Below are 18,739 nucleotides of genomic sequence, written 5' to 3'. Positions count from 1 at the left end.
TTAAGCCCCCAGAACGCTTTGCCCGCATACGCGCAACGCTTGCCCGGTAAACGCGCCGGTGCCCGGTTGCGCGAGCCAGGCCACGGCCTCGGCGACGTCCTGGGGCAGGCCGCCCTGGCCAAGCGAACTCATGCGGCGTCCGGCTTCGCGCAGGCCGAAGGGAATGTGCGCGGTCATCTGCGTTTCGATGAAGCCCGGTGCCACGGCGTTGATGCTGATGCTGCGCTCGTGGAGTAGCGGCGCCCAGGCTTGCGCCAATCCGATCAACCCAGCCTTGCTCGCCGCGTAATTGGTTTGCCCGCGATTGCCGGCGATGCCGCTGATGGACGCCAGCAGGATCACCCGGCCGTTGTCGTGCAGGGCGCCGCTGTCGAGCAGGGCTTTGGTCAGCACTTGCGGCGCATTGAGGTTGACCGCCAGCACCGCGTCCCAGTATTCCGGGGTCATGTTGGCCAGGGTTTTATCCCGGGTGATGCCGGCGTTGTGCACCACGATGTCGAGCCCGTCGGGCAGTTGTTCAATCAACTGCGCGGCGGCGTCTTCGGCGCAGATGTCGAGGGTGATGGTGCGCCCGCCGAGGCGCGCGGCGAGGGCTTCGAGATCGGTTTTGGCCGGCGGCACGTCGAGCAGGATGACGTCGGCACCATCGCGGGCCAGGGTTTCTGCAATGGCGGCACCGATACCGCGCGCCGCACCGGTGACCAGTGCCTTGCGCCCGGCGAGCGGGCGTGTCCAGTCGGTGACGGGCGTCAAACACGGATTCAAGCGAATGACCTGCCCGGACACGAAGGCGCTTTTCGGTGAGAGGAAAAACCGCAGCGGGCCTTCCAGTTGCCCCTCGGCACCTTCACCGACGTAGATCAATTGCAGGGTGCCACCGCTGCGTAACTCCTTGGCCAGTGAACGGCTGAAACCTTCCAGGGCACGCTGGGCACTGGCGGCGAACGGGTCGCGCAAGGTTTGCGGATCGCGCCCGAGAATCACCAGGTGCGCACAGTGGTCGAGGTTTTTCATCAGCGGCTGGAAAAACTCGCGAAGTTGCTTGAGCTGATCGGTGTGCAGCAGGTCACTGGCGTCGAACACCACGGCCTTGAGTTTCGGTCCATGGCCGGGAATCCAGGCCGTGACCATCGAAGGCTCGGTGCCGTAGCTGTAGATCGCGTCGGTCAGACGGTTGGCGAAAGCGCTGACGTGTTCGGCCAACGGCCCGCCTCCAATCAGCAGGGCGCCTTCTACAGGTCGCAACCGGCCCGCTTGCCAGCGCTCCAGTCTGGTCGGTGTCGGCAACCCCAGGGCGCCGACCAGGCGATGGCCGATGGACGAATTGGCGAAGTCGATATAGCGGTCAGACATGGAACACGCTCCGAAAGCTGGGGATCAAAGTGTGGACCATGAATGGCGATCAGTCGTTCGATCCACGAGATAAGGCCTACGCTTGGTTACATTGTAGGAGCGAGCTTGCTCGCGATGGCGGTGTATCAGCCAACAACGATGTTGAGTGTGCCGGCCCTTTCGCGAGCAAGCCCGCTCCCACAGGGGGCTGTGTTCGGTTCAGATCATTCATCAGGAGCTTTTCATGACCCAACTGCACCGCGTCGCGATCATCGGCGGTAACCGGATTCCCTTCGCCCGCTCCAACGGCCCCTATGCCACTGCCAGTAACCAGGTGATGCTCACCGCCGCCCTCGAAGGCCTGATCGAACGTTACAACCTGCACGGCCAGCGCATTGGTGAAGTGGTCGCCGGGGCGGTGCTCAAGTTGTCGCGAGACATGAACCTCACGCGCGAGTGCGTACTGGGTTCGCGACTGTCGCCCGCCACTGTGGCCTATGACATCCAGCAGGCGTGCGGCACCGGGCTGGAAGCGGCACTGCTGGTGGCGAACAAGATTGCCCTGGGCCAGATCGATTGCGGCATCGCCGGTGGCGTGGACACCACCTCGGATGCGCCGATCAGTGTCAGCGAAGGCCTGCGCAAAATCCTCCTGCAAGCCAACCGCGCGAAAACCACCGGCGACAAACTGAAAACCTTCCTGCAATTGCGTCCCAAACACCTGATCCCCGAATTCCCGCGCAACGGCGAGCCGCGTACCGGGTTGTCCATGGGCCAGCATTGCGAGCTGATGGCCCAGACCTGGAACATCCCTCGCCAGGCACAGGATCAATTGGCGCTTGAGAGCCATCAGAAACTGGCGGCGTCCTACGCCGAGGGCTGGCACAATGACCTGATGACACCGTTCCTGGGCCTGACCCGCGACAACAACCTGCGCCCGGACTCCACGCTGGAAAAGCTCGCCGCGCTCAAGCCGGCCTATGAGAAAAGCGCCAAGGGCACCCTGACCGCCGGCAACTCCACGCCACTGACCGATGGCGCGTCACTGGTGCTGCTGGGCAGCGAGGAATGGGCCAAGGCACGCGGGTTACCTATTCTGGCCTACTGGCGTGACGGTGAGGCGGCGGCGGTGGATTTCGTCAACGGTGCCGAAGGGTTGTTGATGGCGCCGGTCTACGCCGTACCGCGCTTGCTCGCGCGCAATGGCCTGACCTTGCAGGACTTCGACTACTACGAAATCCACGAAGCCTTCGCCGCGCAAGTGCTGTGCACCTTGAAGGCCTGGGAGGATCCGGAGTACTGCAAAACCCGTCTCGGGCTCGATACGGCGCTGGGTTCGATCGACCGCAGCAAGCTCAACGTCAAGGGCAGCTCACTGGCGGCGGGGCATCCGTTTGCCGCCACGGGCGGGCGCATCGTCGCCAACCTGGCGAAGTTGCTGGATGCGGCGGGCAAGGGGCGGGGGCTGATTTCGATTTGCGCGGCGGGCGGGCAGGGCGTGACCGCCATTATCGAACGTTGAACAGTCGCAATTGTAGGAGCGAGCCTGCTCGCGATGGGGCCATCAGCTTCAACATCAATGTTGACTGCCATACCGCTTTCGCGAGCAAGCCCGCTCCCACAGGTTTTGTGCCTGGCTCAGATTATGTGAGCGACACCGAAACCTTGTGGGAGCGGGCTTGCTCGCGATGGGGCCATCAGCGTCAAGATCAATGTTGACTGCCATACCGCTTTCGCGAGCAAGCTCGCTCCCACAGGGTTATGGGGTGTGCCGGTTGATCAGGTACGGAACCTGCGCACCAACCCGTCCAGTTCATTGGACAACCCGGCCAGGCTCTGGGAGTCCAGGCGGGCCGAGTTGGCCAGTTCCGCCACCAACTGCGCATCGCCATGGATCTGGCTGATGTGCCGGTTGATGTCTTCAGCCACCTGATGCTGTTGTTCCGCCGCCGTGGCGATCTGGGTGTTCATGTCGCGGATCACGTCCACCGATTCGCGGATCTGCCCGAAGCTGTTGCGTGCCTCGCCGATGCGCGTCACCGATTGCTGGGACACTTCCAGGCTGGCGTGCATCTGTTGGGTCACTTGGCTGGTGCGTTTGGCCAGGTTGCCCAGCAGTCCGTCGATTTCCGCCGTGGAGTCGGCCGTGCGCTTGGCGAGAGCCCGCACTTCGTCAGCCACCACGGCAAAGCCGCGTCCCTGTTCACCGGCCCGGGCCGCTTCGATCGCGGCGTTCAGCGCCAGCAGGTTGGTCTGTTCAGCGATCGAGCGGATGGTCCCCAGGATCGACTGGATGTCGTTGCTGTCGCGTTCGAGCTGTTGCATCGACTGGGCCGACTGTTCGATTTCCTGGCTCAGGCGATCCACGCTGTTCACCGCCGCATCGATCTGTTGCTGACCTTCGCGCGCCTGGCGCTGGCCACTGTCGGCGGACTCCGCCGCCTGGCTGCAAGAGCGCGCGACTTCGTTGGCGGTGGCGACCATTTCGTGGAACGCCGTGGAGACCATGTCCACCGCTTCACGCTGGCGTCCGGCGGCTTCGGCCATGTCGCTGGAGACCTGAGTCGAACTCTTGGACGTGGCGAGGATTTTGCCCGCCGCGCCGCCGATGTTCTGGATCAGGTTGCGAATCGCCGTCAGGAACTGGTTGAACCAGTTGGCCAGTTGCGCGGTTTCATCGTTGCCACGGATTTGCAGGTTCTGGGTCAGGTCGCCTTCGCCCTGGGCGATACCTTCCAGGCCGCTGGCCACGCTGCGGATCGGGCGCACGATGAGGCTGGCAAAACTGGCGCCGACGATGGCGAAGATGACGGCCAGGACGGCGGCGATGATGGCGATCAACCAGGTCAACTGGGTCGCGGAGCTCATCACGTCGTCCTGTTTGATCAGGCCGATGAAGGTCCAGCCCAGTTGTTCGGACGGCCAGACGTTGGCCATGTAGTGCTCGCCGTTCAGCTCCACTTCCACCAGGCCCTTGCCGGCCTTGGCCAATTGCGCGTAGCCGTCGCCAAGGCTGTTCAGTGGTTTGAAGTTGTGATCCGGTTGTTTCGGGTCCACCAGGACCATGCCGGTGTTTTCCAGCAGCATCAGGTAGCCGGTTTCACCGAGCTTGATCTGTTTGACGATTTCGGTGAGCTGCTTGAGCGTCACGTCGATGCTGACCACGCCGCCGTTGGTGCCCAGCTTGTTGTCGATGGTGCGCACGGTGCTGACATAGGTCGCGTCATCCTGGGCCCAGTAGTAGGCCTCGGTGCGAAACGGCTTGCCCGGTTTGGCCTGGGCGGCCTTGTACCAAGGGCGCTGGCGCGGGTCGTAGTTATTCAGCTTAGGATCATCCGGCCACGACACATAGCCGCCCGCCGCCGTGCCGAGGATGGCATAGGCGTAGGCAGGGTGGCTGTTGCCCAGATCCTGGAGCAGGGCGAAGACTTTTTTGTCAGCCTCCCCCTGAGGGACGCTTTCGGCGTTGGCGGCCATGTAAGTCTTGAGGCTGTCGTCGGAGTTTCGGATCAGCGGCTGCTTGGCCAGGTAATCGACGTTCTGGCTGATGCCGTCAAAGAACAATTGCATGGCGTTGCTGACCTGACGAATCTCGCGGGCACTGCCGTCGACGAATTCGTCCCTGGCATCACTGCGCAGGTTCAGCACAACGAGGGTGGCGACCAGCACCACGGGCAGGCAGGCGATGATTGCAAACGCCCAGGTCAACTTCTGTTTGATGTTCATCCGCGCTCCAGATTTTCTTGTAGGCCCACGCAGTGCAGATGACTCGCGGTTTATTGGCAGCCGTAAACGTTCTTGGTCAACCCGGGTCCTTGAGTGCGGCATCGCTATTATTGGGGGAGCGATTGTCGGACAAATCACTTTGTCACTTAGGACTTCGGCTGTTGTCGGAGGAAATTGAGGTCTGTTGGGAAAAATCCTACGGAAGGCATGAACTGTGGTGTCAGCTTCTGTCGCAATTGCCCTCAATGCCTCTGCACAACAAGTGAGGCAGGCTCGGCTATGATCTGGAACGACCATGGCGGTCGTCGGTTTTACCTGATGAGAACGGTACATTGTGTGCATCTGCAATGTTCATAAGTCGGCAACCCCTCCCCCCCGTGAGTGGATTGCCGTATAACGAATGACTTTCGCGTGTTTGGTAATAAAGGACCCACAATAAAAGCTGATGAAGACTCCAAAACGCATTGAACCCCTGATCGAGGACGGTCTGGTCGACGAGGTGCTGCGCCCACTCATGAGTGGTAAAGAAGCAGCTGTTTATGTGGTGCGCTGCGGCAACGAGTTGCGTTGCGCGAAGGTTTACAAGGAGGCGAATAAACGCAGTTTCCGTCAGGCGGCCGAGTACCAGGAAGGCCGCAAGGTGCGCAACAGCCGTCAGGCCCGTGCGATGGCCAAGGGCTCCAAGTTTGGCCGCAAGGAAACCGAGGACGCCTGGCAGAACGCCGAAGTGGCGGCGCTGTTCCGTCTGGCCAGTGCCGGTGTGCGGGTGCCCAAGCCGTTCGACTTCCTCGAAGGCGTGCTGCTCATGGAGCTGGTGGCCGACGAGTACGGCGATGCCGCGCCGCGCCTGAACGATGTGGTGCTGGAACCGGACCAGGCGCGCGAGTATCACGCGTTCCTGATTTCGCAGATCGTGCTGATGTTGTGTACCGGTCTGGTGCACGGCGACCTGTCGGAGTTCAACGTGCTGCTGACGCCGACCGGCCCGGTGATTATCGACCTGCCGCAAGCGGTGGATGCGGCTGGCAACAACCACGCGTTCAGCATGCTGGAGCGGGACGTGGGCAACATGGCGTCCTACTTCGGGCGGTTTGCGCCGGAGTTGAAGAAGACCAAATACGCCAAGGAAATGTGGGCCTTGTACGAGGCTGGCACCTTGCACCCGGCCAGTGTCCTGACCGGCGAGTTCGCCGACACGGAAGAGCTGGCCGACGTGGGCGGAATCATGCGCGAGATCGAGGCCGCGCGCCTGGATGAAGAGCGCAAGCAAGCCGTACGCGCGGCGGACGATGCGCCGCCGGGCAAGACCGAAGAACCGCCTCCACCGTGGATGCAGTGATCGGTTAAAGAAAAACCCGGCTTCGGCCGGGTTTTTTGTGTGCCATCCAAATCCCTTGTAGGAGCGAGCCTGCTCGCGATGACGTCGGCACATCCAACATTGATGTGTCAGATACACCGCTATCGCGAGCAAGCTCGCTCCCACAGGTTTTGCGGTGACCTGCAATCACGATGGGGCCGGGGTGACACAACACCCCGATTCCAGATTCTTGAGAATCGGGCAATCCGGCCGATGATCGCCCTGACAGTGCTCAACCAGGTCCTGCAAGGTGTCGCGCAACTGGCCGAGTTCACGGATCTTCTGGTTCAACTCATCAATGTGCTGGCGGGCCAACGCTTTAACATCGGCGCTGGCGCGTTGGCGGTCTTGCCAGAGGGTCAGCAATTTGCCGACTTCTTCCAGGGAAAACCCCAGGTCCCGCGAGCGCTTGATGAACGCCAGCGTGTGCAGGTCGTCTTCGCCGTATACCCGGTAGCCGCTGTCGGTGCGATGGGCTGCCTTGAGCAGGCCGATGGACTCGTAATAACGGATCATCTTTGCGCTCAGGCCGCTGTGGCGGGCCGCTTGGCCGATGTTCATCGGTTGTCCTCCAGGTCCTTGGGTTTCCAGGTTTTCAACAGTAGCGCATTGCTCACCACGCTGACGCTCGACAACGCCATGGCCGCACCGGCCAACACCGGGTTGAGCACGCCAAACACGGCCAGCGGAATGCCGATCAGGTTATAGACGAAGGCCCAGAACAGGTTCTGCCGAATCTTGGCGTAGGTCTTGCGGCTGATCTCCAATGCGGCCGGCACCAGTCGTGGATCGCCGCGCATCAGGGTGATGCCGGCCGCGTGCATGGCGACGTCGGTGCCGCCACCCATGGCGATGCCGATGTCGGCGGCGGCCAGTGCCGGGGCGTCGTTGATGCCGTCACCGACCATCGCCACCACCCCGGTCTGTTTCAGTGCGGCGACCGTGGCGGCTTTGTCCGCCGGCAGCACTTCGGCATGCACATCGTGGATGCCCAAGGCCTGGGCCACCACGTTGGCGCTGCCACGATTGTCGCCGGTCAGCAGATGGCTGCTGATGTTTCGTGCGCTCAGTTGTTGCACCGCTTGCAGCGCGCCGGGCTTGAGGGTGTCACCAAAGGCGAACAGGCCCAGCACGTGGGGTTCGGGGGATTGTTCGATCAGCCAGGACAAGGTCCGGCCTTCTTTTTCCCACGCGATCGCCGAGTCGGCCAACGGCCCGGCACTCAAGCCGCTGTCCTCCAGCAGACGCCGATTGCCCAGCGCCAGGCGACGCCCTTCGAGGCTGCCGGCGATGCCGCGACCAGTCAGGGACTGGCTGTCGCTGACATCGGCCACCTTCAGTCCACGCTCGGCGCAGGCATCCAGAACAGCCTTGGCCAACGGATGCTCACTGCCGCGTTGCAGGGCTCCGGCCAATTGCAGCAGGCTCGCCTCATTACCGTCGATGGCACTCAGATGAGCAATGCGCGGGGCGCCGGAGGTCAGGGTGCCGGTTTTGTCGAACACCACCGCGCTGACTTCATGGGCACGCTCCAGTGCTTCGGCGTCCTTGATCAGAATCCCATAGCGTGCCGCCACGCCGGTGCCGGCCATGATCGCCGTCGGCGTGGCCAGGCCCAGGGCGCACGGGCAGGCGATCACCAGCACCGCCACGGCGTTGATCAGCGCGGTTTCCATCGGCGCGCCATACAGCCACCAGCCGATCAGGGTGGCCAGGGCAATCAGCAGAACGGTGGGCACGAACACCTGACTGACTTTATCCACCAGTTTCTGGATCGGCGCTTTTGCGGCCTGGGCGTCTTCCACCAGACGGATGATCCGCGCCAGCACGGTTTCCGCACCGAGGGCCTGGGTACGCACCAGCAACCGGCCTTCACCGTTGATCGCGCCGCCGGTGACCTTGTCGCCGGGCTGCTTGGGCACTGGCAGACTCTCGCCGCTGATCAGGGCTTCGTCGGCGTGGCTCTGGCCTTCAACCACTTCGCCATCCACCGGGAAGCGTTCGCCGGGTTTGACCATCACCAGGTCATTGAGGCGCAGGGCGCTGATGGCGACGTCTTGCTCGTGACCATCGGTCACCCGAATCGCCCGTTCCGGACGCAAGGCTTCGAGGGCTCGAATGGCGCTGGCAGTCTGGCGCTTGGCGCGGCTTTCCAGGTACTTGCCCAGCAGCACCAGGGCGATCACCACCGCCGAGGCTTCGAAATACAGATGTGGCATGCGCCCGGCGGCGGTGGCCCATTCATACAGGCTCAAGCCATACCCGGCGCTGGTGCCCAGGGCGACCAGCAAATCCATGTTGCCGGCCCCCGCGCGCACGGCTTTCCAGGCGGCGACGTAAAACCGTGCGCCGAAAATGAATTGCACGGGCGTGGCCAAGGCGAATTGCGCCCAGGCCGGGAGCATCCAGTGCACGCCGAATGGCTGTAGCAGCATCGGCAATACCAGCGGCAAGGCGAGGGCAATGGCGATGATCAAGGCCAGGCGTTCGCGGTGCAGGCGCTGTTGCTGATTGTCGGTTGGCGGGTGTTCGGCTTCCCAGACGCTGGCGCTGTAGCCTGCCTTTGTCACAGCGGCGATCAAGGTCTGCGGATCGATCTGGCCAAGCAGTTCAAGGTGGGCGCGTTCGTTGGCCAGGTTGACGCTGACGCTTTTCACTCCGGCCACCTTGCCCAGCGCACGCTCGACGCGACCGATGCAGGATGCGCAGGTCATGCCGTCGATGCTCAATTCCAGGCTCTGTTGCGGCACGCTGTAGCCGGCCTTGGCCACGGCATCTATCAAGGCCGGCAAGCTGTCGCCGGGTGCCTGGACCCGCGCCTGCTCAGTGGCGAGGTTGACGCTGACGGCACTGGCGCCAATGACTTTGCTCAAGGCGCGCTCGACCCGCCCGGCGCAACTGGCGCAGGTCATGCCGGCAATCGGCAGGTCGAACGTGGTGGATTCGGACATCGGTCGCACTCCCTGTAGTAGATGACCACAGGATCAACCTTGCCATGCTGGCAAGGTCAAGCGCCAATCTTAAACGTGCCGCTGATCCCCTGTGGGAGCGAGCTTGCTCGCGATGGCGGAGTACCGGTCAACAGAGTTGTTTAATGTAACGGCCTAATCGCGAGCAAGCTCGCTCCCACAGGGGGTATAGATGTCAGTAGCCGAGACCGGCGCGCTTGAGGTACATCCCTTCCTGCGTCATCGCGATCCGGTACTTGAGCACATCGCCAGCCTTGAGCTGGATATCCTGCGAACCCGGCGCGAGCATGCCCGGATTGCAACCCGGCATCTGGCCCGGCAGCAGTTTCAGGCGTAGCGAGACGATGCCCGGCGGCAGGTTGAACGAGGTGCTCTGTTCCTGAAACAGCCGCGCCGCCAGTTGATCCTGGATGTACACGCCGATTTCGCAACTGGTCGCGACTTCCAGGCGCTCGCGGGAAATGATCAGCACGCCATAATCCTGACTGGCAGCATTGGCCGAAGGCACGGCGGCGAAAAGGCTGAGAAAGCCAAACAGGCTGAAAACTGACCAGCGCATGGCTGAATCTCCTGAGTTCGAGTCATTGATGGACGCAGCTTGGCCGAGCGTCGCGCCGATTGCCAGCCCGGCAGCTCACTTCAGAACTTGACCTTGCCATGGTGGCAAGCTCGAAACTGGGGTCAACCCTCGGAAAAAGGAGTCATCCCATGCAAGTGTTCAACGTCGAAGGCATGTCTTGTGGTCACTGTGTCAAAGCCATCACCCAGGCGCTCCAGGCCAAAGACCCGGCAGCCAGTGTGCGGGTCGATCTGGCTGCCAGGGAGGTCGGTGTCGAAAGTGCGCTGACCGCCGAGCAGGTGATCGAGGCGATCAGCGAAGAGGGTTACGGCGTCAAACTGGCCTGAATTTGATAGTTAGCGAGCTACCGGAATGTTCAAGGCGTCCGTGCGCGGCTAGACTGTCGGGCTGCCGACTTCTGCCCCACTGGATGCCTGATGAACTTCCGTACCATTCTGATTCTCGGCGCCTTGAGCGCTTTCGGTCCGCTGGCGATCGATTTCTACCTGCCGGCCTTCCCGGCCATGGCCATGGCTTTCGGCACGGACGAAAATCACGTCCAGATGACGTTGGCGGCCTACTTCCTCGGCTTGTCCATCGGTCAGTTGGCCTATGGTCCGGTGGCGGATCGTTTCGGGCGACGCATTCCGTTGCTCATCGGTGTCGGTTTGTTCACCGTTGCTTCCGTGGCGTGCGCCTATGCACCGAACCTGGAATGGCTGATCGGCGCGCGTTTCATCCAGGCGTTGGGCGGTTGCGCGGGGATGGTGATTTCCCGGGCGGTGGTCAGCGACAAGTGTGATGCGGTGGGGTCGGCGAAAGTCTTTTCGCAACTGATGCTGGTGATGGGACTTGCTCCCATCCTTGCGCCATTGCTGGGTGGGTTGTTGGTCAACACGACAGGCTGGCAGTCGATTTTTCTGGCCTTGACCGGTTTCAGTGCGCTGGCGGGGCTGGCGGTTGCGACGGGCTTGCCGGAAAGCTTGCCGGCCCACATACCGCGTCAACCGCTGTCGGGTGCGCTGCGTCAGTACGGTCGGTTGCTGGCCGACCCCATATTTCTTGGCCATGCCTTGACCGGGGGCATCGCCATCGCCGGGATGTTTGCCTACATCGCCGGTTCGCCCTTCATCTTCATCAAGCTCTACGGCGTTGCGGCCGAGCATTTCGGCTGGCTGTTCGGCATCAATGCGGCGGGCTTCATTCTGGTGGCGCAGGTCAACGCGCGGTTACTGGCCAAACGTGGCCCGATGTTTTTGCTGGCGCGCGCGGTGTGGGTTTATCTGGCGGCCGGTTTGACCCTGCTCGCTGTCAGCTCTCTGCACACGGCACAATTGTGGCCGCTGCTGATTCCATTGTTCATCTGTATCGCCAGCCTCGGTTGCATCAGCCCCAACGCGGCGGCTTGTGCGATGAGCGGGCAGGGCGCACGGGCCGGCAGCGCGTCGGCGCTGCTCGGTTGCCTGCAATTCAGCGTGGCTGCCGGCGCCTCTGCGCTGGTGGGCGTGTTGCACGACGGCAGCGCCGTGCCGATGGCCATGGTCATCAGCCTGTGTGGAATTCTGGTGGTGAGCGCGGCGGTGCTCACCCGGCGTTTGCAAAATGCCCGGGCGCTGGCGCAAGCCCGGGTTTGAGGCCGGAGTCAGCCGGCTGCGCGCTGCGTGAGGAGGACGGGAATCGGGTGAGGGGCCTGGATGCGGGCTTCAAGGGTACGCGTGAAAGCGCGAGCTTCTGCTTCGCTGCGGAACGTCACAGCATGTTGGTCAAGACGGACTTGCCACTGGGATTTTGCCAGTTCTTTTATCAGGATCTTCACAGCTGATCACCTCTCGTAAAAGACGTTACGCAAAAGAATGCCTCGCAGGAGATTCGATTGTAGTCCCGTACACGGTCACCATTGTGACAAGGATCAACTGTCTGACTGACGGTTTGTAACTAAAAAAAACACGACTTTTCGAGGGCGCCCACAGAGGTTGTCCGCGACCGGAGCGTCCCGGTCGCAGACGGAAAACAGCAGAAAGCGATGAAATCAGTGGCGGTTTTTTCAGCGCTTCAGAACCCTTCCAATACAATCTTGCCCTTGGCTTTGCCGCTTTCCAGTAGGGCATGGGCACGGCGCAGATTGGCCGCGTTGATCGTGCCGAAGTGTTCCCCCATCGTGGTTTTCAGTGTCCCGGCATCGATCAGCCAGGCGACGCGATTGAGCAGGTTGTGCTGTTCGATCATGTCCGCGGTTTCAAACAGCGAACGGGTGTACATGAACTCCCAGTGCAGTGACAGGCTCTTGCGCTTGAGCTTGGTCACGTCCAGCGACTTGGGGTCATCGATCAGCGCCAGTTTGCCTTGGGGCGCCAATGCCTCCACCAATTGGTCCAGATGCTGGTCGGTCTGGGTCAGGCTGGCGACGTGGGTAACCTGGTCCACACCGGCACGCTTGAGTGCTTCGCTCAGTGGCTGGCCATGGTCGATCACCAGGTCAGCGCCCAACTCCTTCACCCAGCTTTGGGTTTGCGCACGCGAAGCGGTGCCGATGACTTTCAGGGCCGTCAGTTGGTGAGCGAGCTGCGTAAGAATCGAGCCCACGCCACCTGCCGCGCCGACGATCAACAGGCTCTGGCCTTCATCGGTTTTGCCTTCGCGCACTTGCAGGCGCTCGAACAACAGTTCCCAGGCCGTGATCGCGGTAAGCGGCAGGGCAGCGGCTTCGGCGAATCCGAGGGTCTTGGGCATGTGGCCGACGATGCGTTCGTCCACCACATGCAACTCGCTGTTGCCGCCAGCCCGCGCGATGGAGCCGGCGTAAAACACCTGGTCGCCGACCGAGAACAGCGTCACCTCACTGCCCACGGCCTTGACCACACCGGCCACGTCCCAACCCAGCACTTTGGCCGCGCCGCCTTCGGGCTGGACGTTCTGGCGCACCTTGGTGTCCACCGGGTTGACCGAGATGGCTTTGACTTCCACGAGCAAGTCGCGGGGGCCGGCAACCGGCTCTGGCAGCTCGATGTCTTGCAGAGCCTTGTTGTCGCTGATCGGCAACGAGGCGTAGTAGGCAATGGCTTTCATGGGCGGCTCCTGAACACTAATAAAGAAGGGATACGATGGGGCAGATGATTGGCTATTTCTCCTGAAGATAAAACCGGCTAAAAGAGCAGTCTCTTTCAATATTTTTTTGATAATCGGTGTTCTTGATGCTGCGTTTCGATGACTTGCAGTTGTTTGTCCGGGCGGCGGACCTGGGCAGCCTGTCCGCCGCCGCGCGGGGCATGGACATGTCGGCGGCGGTGGCCAGTGCGGCGCTCAAGCGCATCGAACAGCAACTCGGCGCCCGTTTACTGGCCCGTTCTACCCGCAGCCTGCGCCTGACCGCCGAAGGCGAGGGCTTTCTTGAATACGCCCGCGCGGCCCTGAGCAATCTCGACGAGGGCCGGCGATTGCTGGCCAGTGGTCAGGACCAGGTCAGCGGGGTGCTGCAACTGTCGGCGCCATCGGACTTTGGCCGCAACCTGCTGCTGCCCTGGCTCGACGAGTTTCAACGCGAGCATCCGAAACTCACCGTGCGCCTGCTGCTGGGGGACCGCATCGCCGACCTGTTTCGCCAACCGGTAGACATTGCCCTGCGCTACGGTGAACCGGAGGACTCCAGCCTGGTGGCGCTGCCCATCGCCCCGCAGAACCGACGGGTTTTGTGCGCCGCTCCCGGCTATCTGGCCCGGCATGGCGAGCCGCGGCAGCTGGAGCAACTGGCACAGCACAATTGCCTGTTGTACATGCTCGGCAGCCGGGTCCACGATCACTGGAGTTTTCACGACGGCAAACGCGAAGTCAGCCTGACCGTCAGCGGCGATCGTTTCAGCGACGATGCCGATGTCGTGCGCCTATGGGCCGTGGCAGGTGCCGGGATCGCTTACAAATCCTGGCTCGATGTGGCCGCCGATGTACTGGCCGGCCGCTTGAAGGTGCTGATGCCGGAGCTGCTCTGTGAGCGCGCACCGTTGAATCTGTTGTGCGCCCATCGCGCACAATTGAGTAAGCCGGTGAACCTGTTGCGTGAAATGCTTGCCAGACGATGCGCCCTTTTGAGCAGTCAATTTCCAGGCTTTTCGGAAATCGATCATTAGTCGCACGAAAAAAGAGAAATTTCCCTCAGGAACGATCACCACCTACGCCGGGTGGAGGAAAGGATCCGCCGACCAACCCGCATATACTAGCGCCCTCATCATGTAAGTAGCGTCGATCCCCAATGGTGGGTCCACGTTCGAGTCGGCCCGGCTGCACGGTCATCCTTCTGGCCTTCGCAGCATCGGCCGGGCAGCGCAAATGGTTGAGCAAGGCGTTGCCGGGCTTATGGCAGTTTCCACGGATTGGCCGACGACACATTACTGGTCAAGATTTCTCTGGGCAGTAGACGAAACGATTCAACAGGGAGTGAATACATGGAACATGCACCTTGCATCAGCCAGATCGCCACGTTGCTGGCTGACCCAAAGCGCAGCGCAATGATGTGGGCCTTGATGGATGGTTCGGCGCGAGCAACCGAAGAGTTGGCATTGCTGGCCGGCCTGTCATCGTCGTCGGCCAGTGCACACTTGGGCCGTCTGTCCGCCGGAGGTCTGCTGAAGGTTGAAAACCGCGGCCGCAAACGCTTCTTCCGCCTGGCCGCTCCCGAGGTCGGAGCGGCAATCGAAGCACTGGCCAGCGCGACCTTCGCCAGCGCACCCCAGGATATTCCGGACGTATTCAAGCGCAATGCACCTCTGGTCAAGCCCCGGGTGGTGCGGTCACCATTGTTGAGTGCCCGACTGTGCGACGATCATTTGGGGGGCACCCTGTCCGCCGATCTGTATCAGCGGCTGCTGGAGGCGGGCTGGATCGAACACTTTGATCAGCGGGTCACGGTCACGCTCAAGGGTGCGACAGAGTTGGCGGCACGGGGAGTGTTCATCCAGGCGCTGGCCCATCACAACGGCAGGGTTGCCTGCGCCTGCCCCGACTGGAGCGAAAGGCGCCCGCACATGGGCGGCTCGCTGGGCGCGGCATTGTTGCAGCTGTTCATGCAGTCGGGGTGGTTGAGCCTGCCCAACGATTCCCGAACCTTGCAGGTGACGGCCTCCGGGCAACGGGAAATTCATCGCTTTGCCAGTGAGTCCGAACTGGAAATGGCGTTGTAGGAGCCGGCTTGCCGGCGATGGCGGCCTCTCATCCAGCATCAATACTGGAGGTGATGGCCTTATCGCTGGCAAGCCAGCTCCTGCAAGGTTTGCGTTTGCCTTTAGGGTTTTACCAACCGTGCATCGAGACTGTTCTGCGCCAGGCGCTTGGCCTGATCCTGGGTCATGCCCAGATGGGTGTGCAACGCATGGAAGTTCTCGGTGACATAACCGCCGAAATACGCCGGGTCATCGGAGTTCACGGTCACTTTCACGCCGCGTTCCAGCATGTCGAGAATGTTGTGCTGCGACATGTGATCGAACACGCAAAGCTTGGTGTTCGACAACGGGCACACGGTCAGCGGGATCTGCTCGTCGATGATTCGCTGCATCAGGCGCTCGTCTTCGATGGCGCGCACGCCATGGTCGATGCGCTGGATTTTCAGCAGGTCGATGGCTTCCCAGATGTACTCGGGCGGGCCTTCTTCACCGGCGTGGGCGACGGTCAGGAAGCCTTCGTGGCGGGCACGGTCGAACACGCGCTGGAACTTGCTCGGCGGGTGGCCCATCTCGGAGCTGTCCAGGCCCACGGCGACGAACGCATCGCGGAACGGCAGCGCCTGATCGAGGGTTTTCTGGGCTTCGTCTTCGCTCAGATGGCGCAGGAAGCTCAGGATCAAACCACTGGTGATGCCCAGTTGCTGTTCACCATCCTTGAGCGCGGCGGCGATGCCGTTGAGCACCACTTCGAACGGGATGCCACGGTCGGTGTGGGTCTGCGGGTCGAAGAACGGTTCGGTGTGAATCACGTTCTGCTCTTTGCAGCGCAGCAGGTACGCCCAGGTCAGGTCATAGAAGTCCTGGGACGTGCGCAGCACATCGGCACCCCGGTAATACAGATCGAGGAACTCCTGCAGGTTGTTGAAGGCATACGCCTTGCGCAAGGTTTCGACGTCGTTCCATGGCAAGGCAATCTTGTTGCGCTCGGCCAGGGCGAACAACAGCTCCGGCTCCAGCGAGCCTTCCAGGTGCAGGTGCAATTCTGCCTTGGGCAGGGCGTTCAGCCAGTCGTACATAATTCTTTTCTCATCAGGTGCAATGGTCGCCATTCTACAGAGGGTTGCCGCAACAATTGGTAAAACCTGACCAGGCGGTTGATCACACCGCTTCCTGTTCCCGTCGATAAGCGTAGGTATCGGCGAAGCGCGAGAGCAGGAACTCGGCGCAGGTGGTGGCCGGGTATTTCGCCGGATGCAATGTGTCCTGACATCCGGGCAGGCATTCGATGCGGGTATCCGGGTGCGGCTCGGCGAAGAACGGCATCGAATAACGATCCACGCCCTGGGGGCTGATCACCCGGTGCGGCGTCGACAGGTAACGGTCGTTGCTCCAGCGCGCCATCATGTCGCCGAGGTTGACCACGAACGTACCTTCGATCGGCGGCGCGTCGATCCATTCGCCTTTGACGTTGCGTACTTGCAAGCCACCGGCGGCGTCCTGATAGAGCAGGGTGATGCAGCCGTAGTCGGTGTGCGCGCCGGCACCTTGTTGCTCTTCGGAACTGGCGGTGTGGCGCGGCGGGTAATGGATCATCCGCAGCACGCTGACCGGCTCATTGAAGCGCGCGTCGAAGAAATCACGCTCAATCCCCAGCGCGATGGTCATTGCCCGCAACAGCGTTTGCGCGAGGTCTTGCATGTCGACGTAGTGCTGCTCCATCAGCGCTTCCCAGCCGGGTATGGACGGATGGCGATTGGGGCCGCGCAGGGGTTTTTCCGCCAGTACGTCAGGGTGCTCGGCCGGCAGGTGCAGGCCCATGTCGAAGGTTTCTTTGAGGTCGCTGGGTTTGCTCGGGTCCAATTGCTCGGTGGCAATGGCGCCGTAACCGCGATGGTGACGGGTCTGGGTGATGTCGATCTTGAGCTTTTCGGCGGTAGGTTGGCCGAAGAAGCGTTTGGCGCTGTCGAGTAGTCCGTCGATCCGCTCAGTGCTGATCGGATGGCCCTTGATGTAGAAGAAACCCCACTCGCGGCAGGCGAGGTCGATTTGTTCGGCCACCGCTGGCCAGGCGGATGGATCGTCGCTGTAGAGCGGGGTGATGTCGATGATGGGGAGGCTGTTCATGGATTGTCCTGAAAAAACGCAGACTGGAAAACACTGAAGAACCCTGTGGGAGCGAGCTTGCTCGCGATGAGGCCAGCACAACAAACATCTTTGCTGACTGAAAGTCCGCCATCGCGAGCAAGCTCGCTCCCACAGGGACGGTGTTTCAGCATTGGAGAATTACTTCGGAATCTCGGCCTTCATGCCTTCCACGTAGTAATTCATCGACGCCAGTTCCGCCGTGGTCGCACTCTCGCCCGCCGGGATTTTCTCGACCCCGGCCTGATCCTTGATCGGCCCGGTGAACAGTTGCAGCGCACCGCTCTTGATGTCGGCGATGAGCTGCTCGGCTTCGCTCTTCACCGTCGCCGGTACCAGGTCACTGATCGGCAGCTCAACGGTGCCCTCCTTCAAACCGCCCCAGTAGTCCCGGGATTTCCAGTCATGGTCGAGCACGCTTTGGGTTGCTTGAACGTAGTGCGGCCCCCAGTCATTGACGATGGAGGTCAGCACCGCTTTCGGCCCGAAGTGCGCCATGTCCGAAGCGTAGCCCACGGCATACACGCCGCGACGTTCGGCGGCCTGGATCGGCGCGGGGCTGTCGGTGTGCTGGAACACCACGTCCACGCCCTGATCGATCAACGCGTTGGCGGCGTCCGCTTCCTTGCCCGGATCGAACCATGAGTTGACCCACACCACCTTGATCTCGGTGCCGGGATTGTATTTGTTCAGGGCCAACTGGATGGCGTTGATGTCGCGGATCACTTCCGGGATCGGGAAGGAGGCGACGTAGCCGACCTTCTTGGTCTTGGTCATCTTCGCCGCGAGGAAGCCGCCGACGTAGCGGCCCTCGTAAGTGCGCGCCAGGTAAGTGCCGAGGTTCTTGTCCTGCTTGTAGCCGGTGGCGTGTTCGAAGGTCACCTTGGGAAACTGTTTGGCAACTTTCACCGTCGGGTTCATGTAGCCGAAGGAGGTGGTGAAGATCAGGTCGTATTTGTCCTTGGCCATGTTGCGGATCACCCGCTCGGCGTCGGCGCCTTCGGCGACGTTTTCCACGTAGTTGGTGGTGATCTGCGAGCCGAATTTTTCCGCGAGTTCCTTGCGCCCCTGTTCATGCTGATACGTCCAGCCGTGGTCACCGATCGGACCGATATAGACGAAGCCGACTTTCAGCGGATCGGCGGCTACGGCGGTCAGGCTGGCGCTCAAACCAATGGCCGCCGCAACGGCGCAAAGCAGCTTCTTCAACGGGCGTTTGTGCATGAATTGAAACTCCATTTTGTTGTGAGGTTGGCTGGGCTCTCGGGCTTGCACAGGGCAATGCAAGTTGCTGACCAACAAGACAACAAAATTGGAATCCACGGTGATGCCATCGCGAGCAGGATCGCGACAGGTCCTTTAAGTCCGATAACAGTGCGTGTCCTTGCACAGCTGCCACCCACTGGTGCGCCAATCCACAAAACCAATGTGGGAGCGGGGGGGGGGGGGGGGGGGGGGGGGGGGGGGGGGGGGGGGGGGGGGGGGGGGGGGGGGGGGGGGGGGG

Annotated in this window: 15 protein-coding genes and 1 pseudogene; 6 read left to right on the top strand and 10 right to left on the bottom strand. The window is 61.8% G+C overall.

Annotated features, from left to right (window positions below; all coding sequences use genetic code 11):
- Nucleotides 1-1,353 carry a 3-oxoacyl-ACP reductase gene (locus tag AC1Q6Y_RS09800; RefSeq protein WP_492624485.1) on the bottom strand — a complete coding sequence of 451 codons (1,353 nt, stop codon included), beginning with the start codon at nucleotides 1,351-1,353 and terminating at the stop codon, nucleotides 1-3.
- Nucleotides 1,354-1,576: 223 nt separating this feature from the next.
- On the opposite strand from AC1Q6Y_RS09800, the gene AC1Q6Y_RS09795 reads away from it, so the two are divergent.
- Nucleotides 1,577-2,854, top strand: a complete 1,278-nt coding sequence (locus AC1Q6Y_RS09795; RefSeq protein WP_090452946.1) for an acetyl-CoA C-acetyltransferase — start codon at nucleotides 1,577-1,579, stop codon at nucleotides 2,852-2,854.
- A 257-nt stretch (nucleotides 2,855-3,111) separates the two neighbouring features.
- Here AC1Q6Y_RS09795 and AC1Q6Y_RS09790 read toward each other — a convergent pair whose 3' ends face one another.
- Together AC1Q6Y_RS09790 and AC1Q6Y_RS09785 are read right to left on the bottom strand one after the other, a co-directional pair.
- Nucleotides 3,112-3,840 carry a methyl-accepting chemotaxis protein gene (locus AC1Q6Y_RS09790; protein ID WP_371317838.1) on the bottom strand — a complete coding sequence of 243 codons (729 nt, stop codon included), beginning with the start codon at nucleotides 3,838-3,840 and terminating at the stop codon, nucleotides 3,112-3,114.
- A 129-nt stretch (nucleotides 3,841-3,969) separates the two neighbouring features.
- Nucleotides 3,970-5,058: pseudogene (locus AC1Q6Y_RS09785) on the bottom strand (cache domain-containing protein); the annotation flags it as partial.
- Nucleotides 5,059-5,503: 445 nt separating this feature from the next.
- Here AC1Q6Y_RS09785 and AC1Q6Y_RS09780 point away from each other — a divergent pair.
- Nucleotides 5,504-6,397 (top strand): PA4780 family RIO1-like protein kinase, encoded by an 894-nt coding sequence (locus AC1Q6Y_RS09780; RefSeq protein ID WP_046043760.1) that lies wholly within the window; start codon nucleotides 5,504-5,506, stop codon nucleotides 6,395-6,397.
- Nucleotides 6,398-6,562: 165 nt separating this feature from the next.
- On the opposite strand, the gene cueR is transcribed toward AC1Q6Y_RS09780, so the two are convergent.
- The 3 genes from cueR to AC1Q6Y_RS09765 form a co-directional block, all read right to left on the bottom strand.
- Nucleotides 6,563-6,976, bottom strand: a complete 414-nt coding sequence (gene cueR / locus AC1Q6Y_RS09775) for a Cu(I)-responsive transcriptional regulator (RefSeq protein WP_102672585.1) — start codon at nucleotides 6,974-6,976, stop codon at nucleotides 6,563-6,565.
- On the bottom strand, nucleotides 6,973-9,366 hold the full coding sequence (locus tag AC1Q6Y_RS09770; RefSeq protein WP_492624484.1) for a heavy metal translocating P-type ATPase: 2,394 nt from the start codon (nucleotides 9,364-9,366) through the stop codon (nucleotides 6,973-6,975). The genes cueR and AC1Q6Y_RS09770 overlap by 4 nt, the downstream gene beginning before the upstream one ends.
- A gap of 193 nt (nucleotides 9,367-9,559) precedes the next feature.
- A complete protein-coding gene (locus AC1Q6Y_RS09765; RefSeq protein ID WP_057712136.1) occupies nucleotides 9,560-9,943 on the bottom strand; it encodes a hypothetical protein in 384 nt (127 codons plus the stop codon).
- Nucleotides 9,944-10,092: 149 nt separating this feature from the next.
- On the opposite strand from AC1Q6Y_RS09765, the gene AC1Q6Y_RS09760 reads away from it, so the two are divergent.
- Both AC1Q6Y_RS09760 and AC1Q6Y_RS09755 read left to right on the top strand, forming a co-directional pair.
- Nucleotides 10,093-10,290, top strand: a complete 198-nt coding sequence (locus AC1Q6Y_RS09760) for a heavy-metal-associated domain-containing protein (protein ID WP_057712135.1) — start codon at nucleotides 10,093-10,095, stop codon at nucleotides 10,288-10,290.
- Between the two features lie 90 nt (nucleotides 10,291-10,380).
- On the top strand, nucleotides 10,381-11,577 hold the full coding sequence (locus tag AC1Q6Y_RS09755) for a multidrug effflux MFS transporter (RefSeq protein ID WP_492624483.1): 1,197 nt from the start codon (nucleotides 10,381-10,383) through the stop codon (nucleotides 11,575-11,577).
- A gap of 418 nt (nucleotides 11,578-11,995) precedes the next feature.
- Here AC1Q6Y_RS09755 and AC1Q6Y_RS09750 read toward each other — a convergent pair whose 3' ends face one another.
- Entirely contained in the window at nucleotides 11,996-13,009 is a 1,014-nt protein-coding gene (locus tag AC1Q6Y_RS09750; RefSeq protein WP_057712133.1) for a zinc-binding alcohol dehydrogenase family protein, read from the bottom strand.
- Between the two features lie 125 nt (nucleotides 13,010-13,134).
- On the opposite strand from AC1Q6Y_RS09750, the gene vimR reads away from it, so the two are divergent.
- Both vimR and AC1Q6Y_RS09740 read left to right on the top strand, forming a co-directional pair.
- Nucleotides 13,135-14,064: a transcription regulator VimR gene (gene vimR / locus AC1Q6Y_RS09745; RefSeq protein ID WP_057716524.1), complete on the top strand. Its 930-nt coding sequence runs from the start codon at nucleotides 13,135-13,137 to the stop codon at nucleotides 14,062-14,064.
- 315 nt (nucleotides 14,065-14,379) lie between these two features.
- Complete coding sequence (locus AC1Q6Y_RS09740) at nucleotides 14,380-15,114, top strand: helix-turn-helix domain-containing protein (protein ID WP_057712132.1); 735 nt, start codon at nucleotides 14,380-14,382, stop codon at nucleotides 15,112-15,114.
- Between the two features lie 101 nt (nucleotides 15,115-15,215).
- Here the strand turns inward: AC1Q6Y_RS09740 and AC1Q6Y_RS09735 are convergent, their stop codons facing one another.
- The 3 genes from AC1Q6Y_RS09735 to AC1Q6Y_RS09725 form a co-directional block, all read right to left on the bottom strand.
- Entirely contained in the window at nucleotides 15,216-16,169 is a 954-nt protein-coding gene (locus tag AC1Q6Y_RS09735; RefSeq protein WP_007996475.1) for an adenosine deaminase, read from the bottom strand.
- Nucleotides 16,170-16,251: 82 nt separating this feature from the next.
- Nucleotides 16,252-17,217: an isopenicillin N synthase family dioxygenase gene (locus AC1Q6Y_RS09730; protein ID WP_492624482.1), complete on the bottom strand. Its 966-nt coding sequence runs from the start codon at nucleotides 17,215-17,217 to the stop codon at nucleotides 16,252-16,254.
- A 159-nt stretch (nucleotides 17,218-17,376) separates the two neighbouring features.
- Nucleotides 17,377-18,459, bottom strand: coding sequence for a BMP family ABC transporter substrate-binding protein (locus AC1Q6Y_RS09725; protein WP_057712130.1), 1,083 nt, complete (start codon nucleotides 18,457-18,459; stop codon nucleotides 17,377-17,379).
- Between the last annotated feature and the right edge of the window lie 280 nt (nucleotides 18,460-18,739).

The organism is Pseudomonas sp. GW823-FHT06E10, assembly GCF_058794995.1.
The sequence above is the reverse complement of the archived record's forward strand: the minus strand, read 5'-3'. Positions and strand labels throughout refer to the sequence as shown.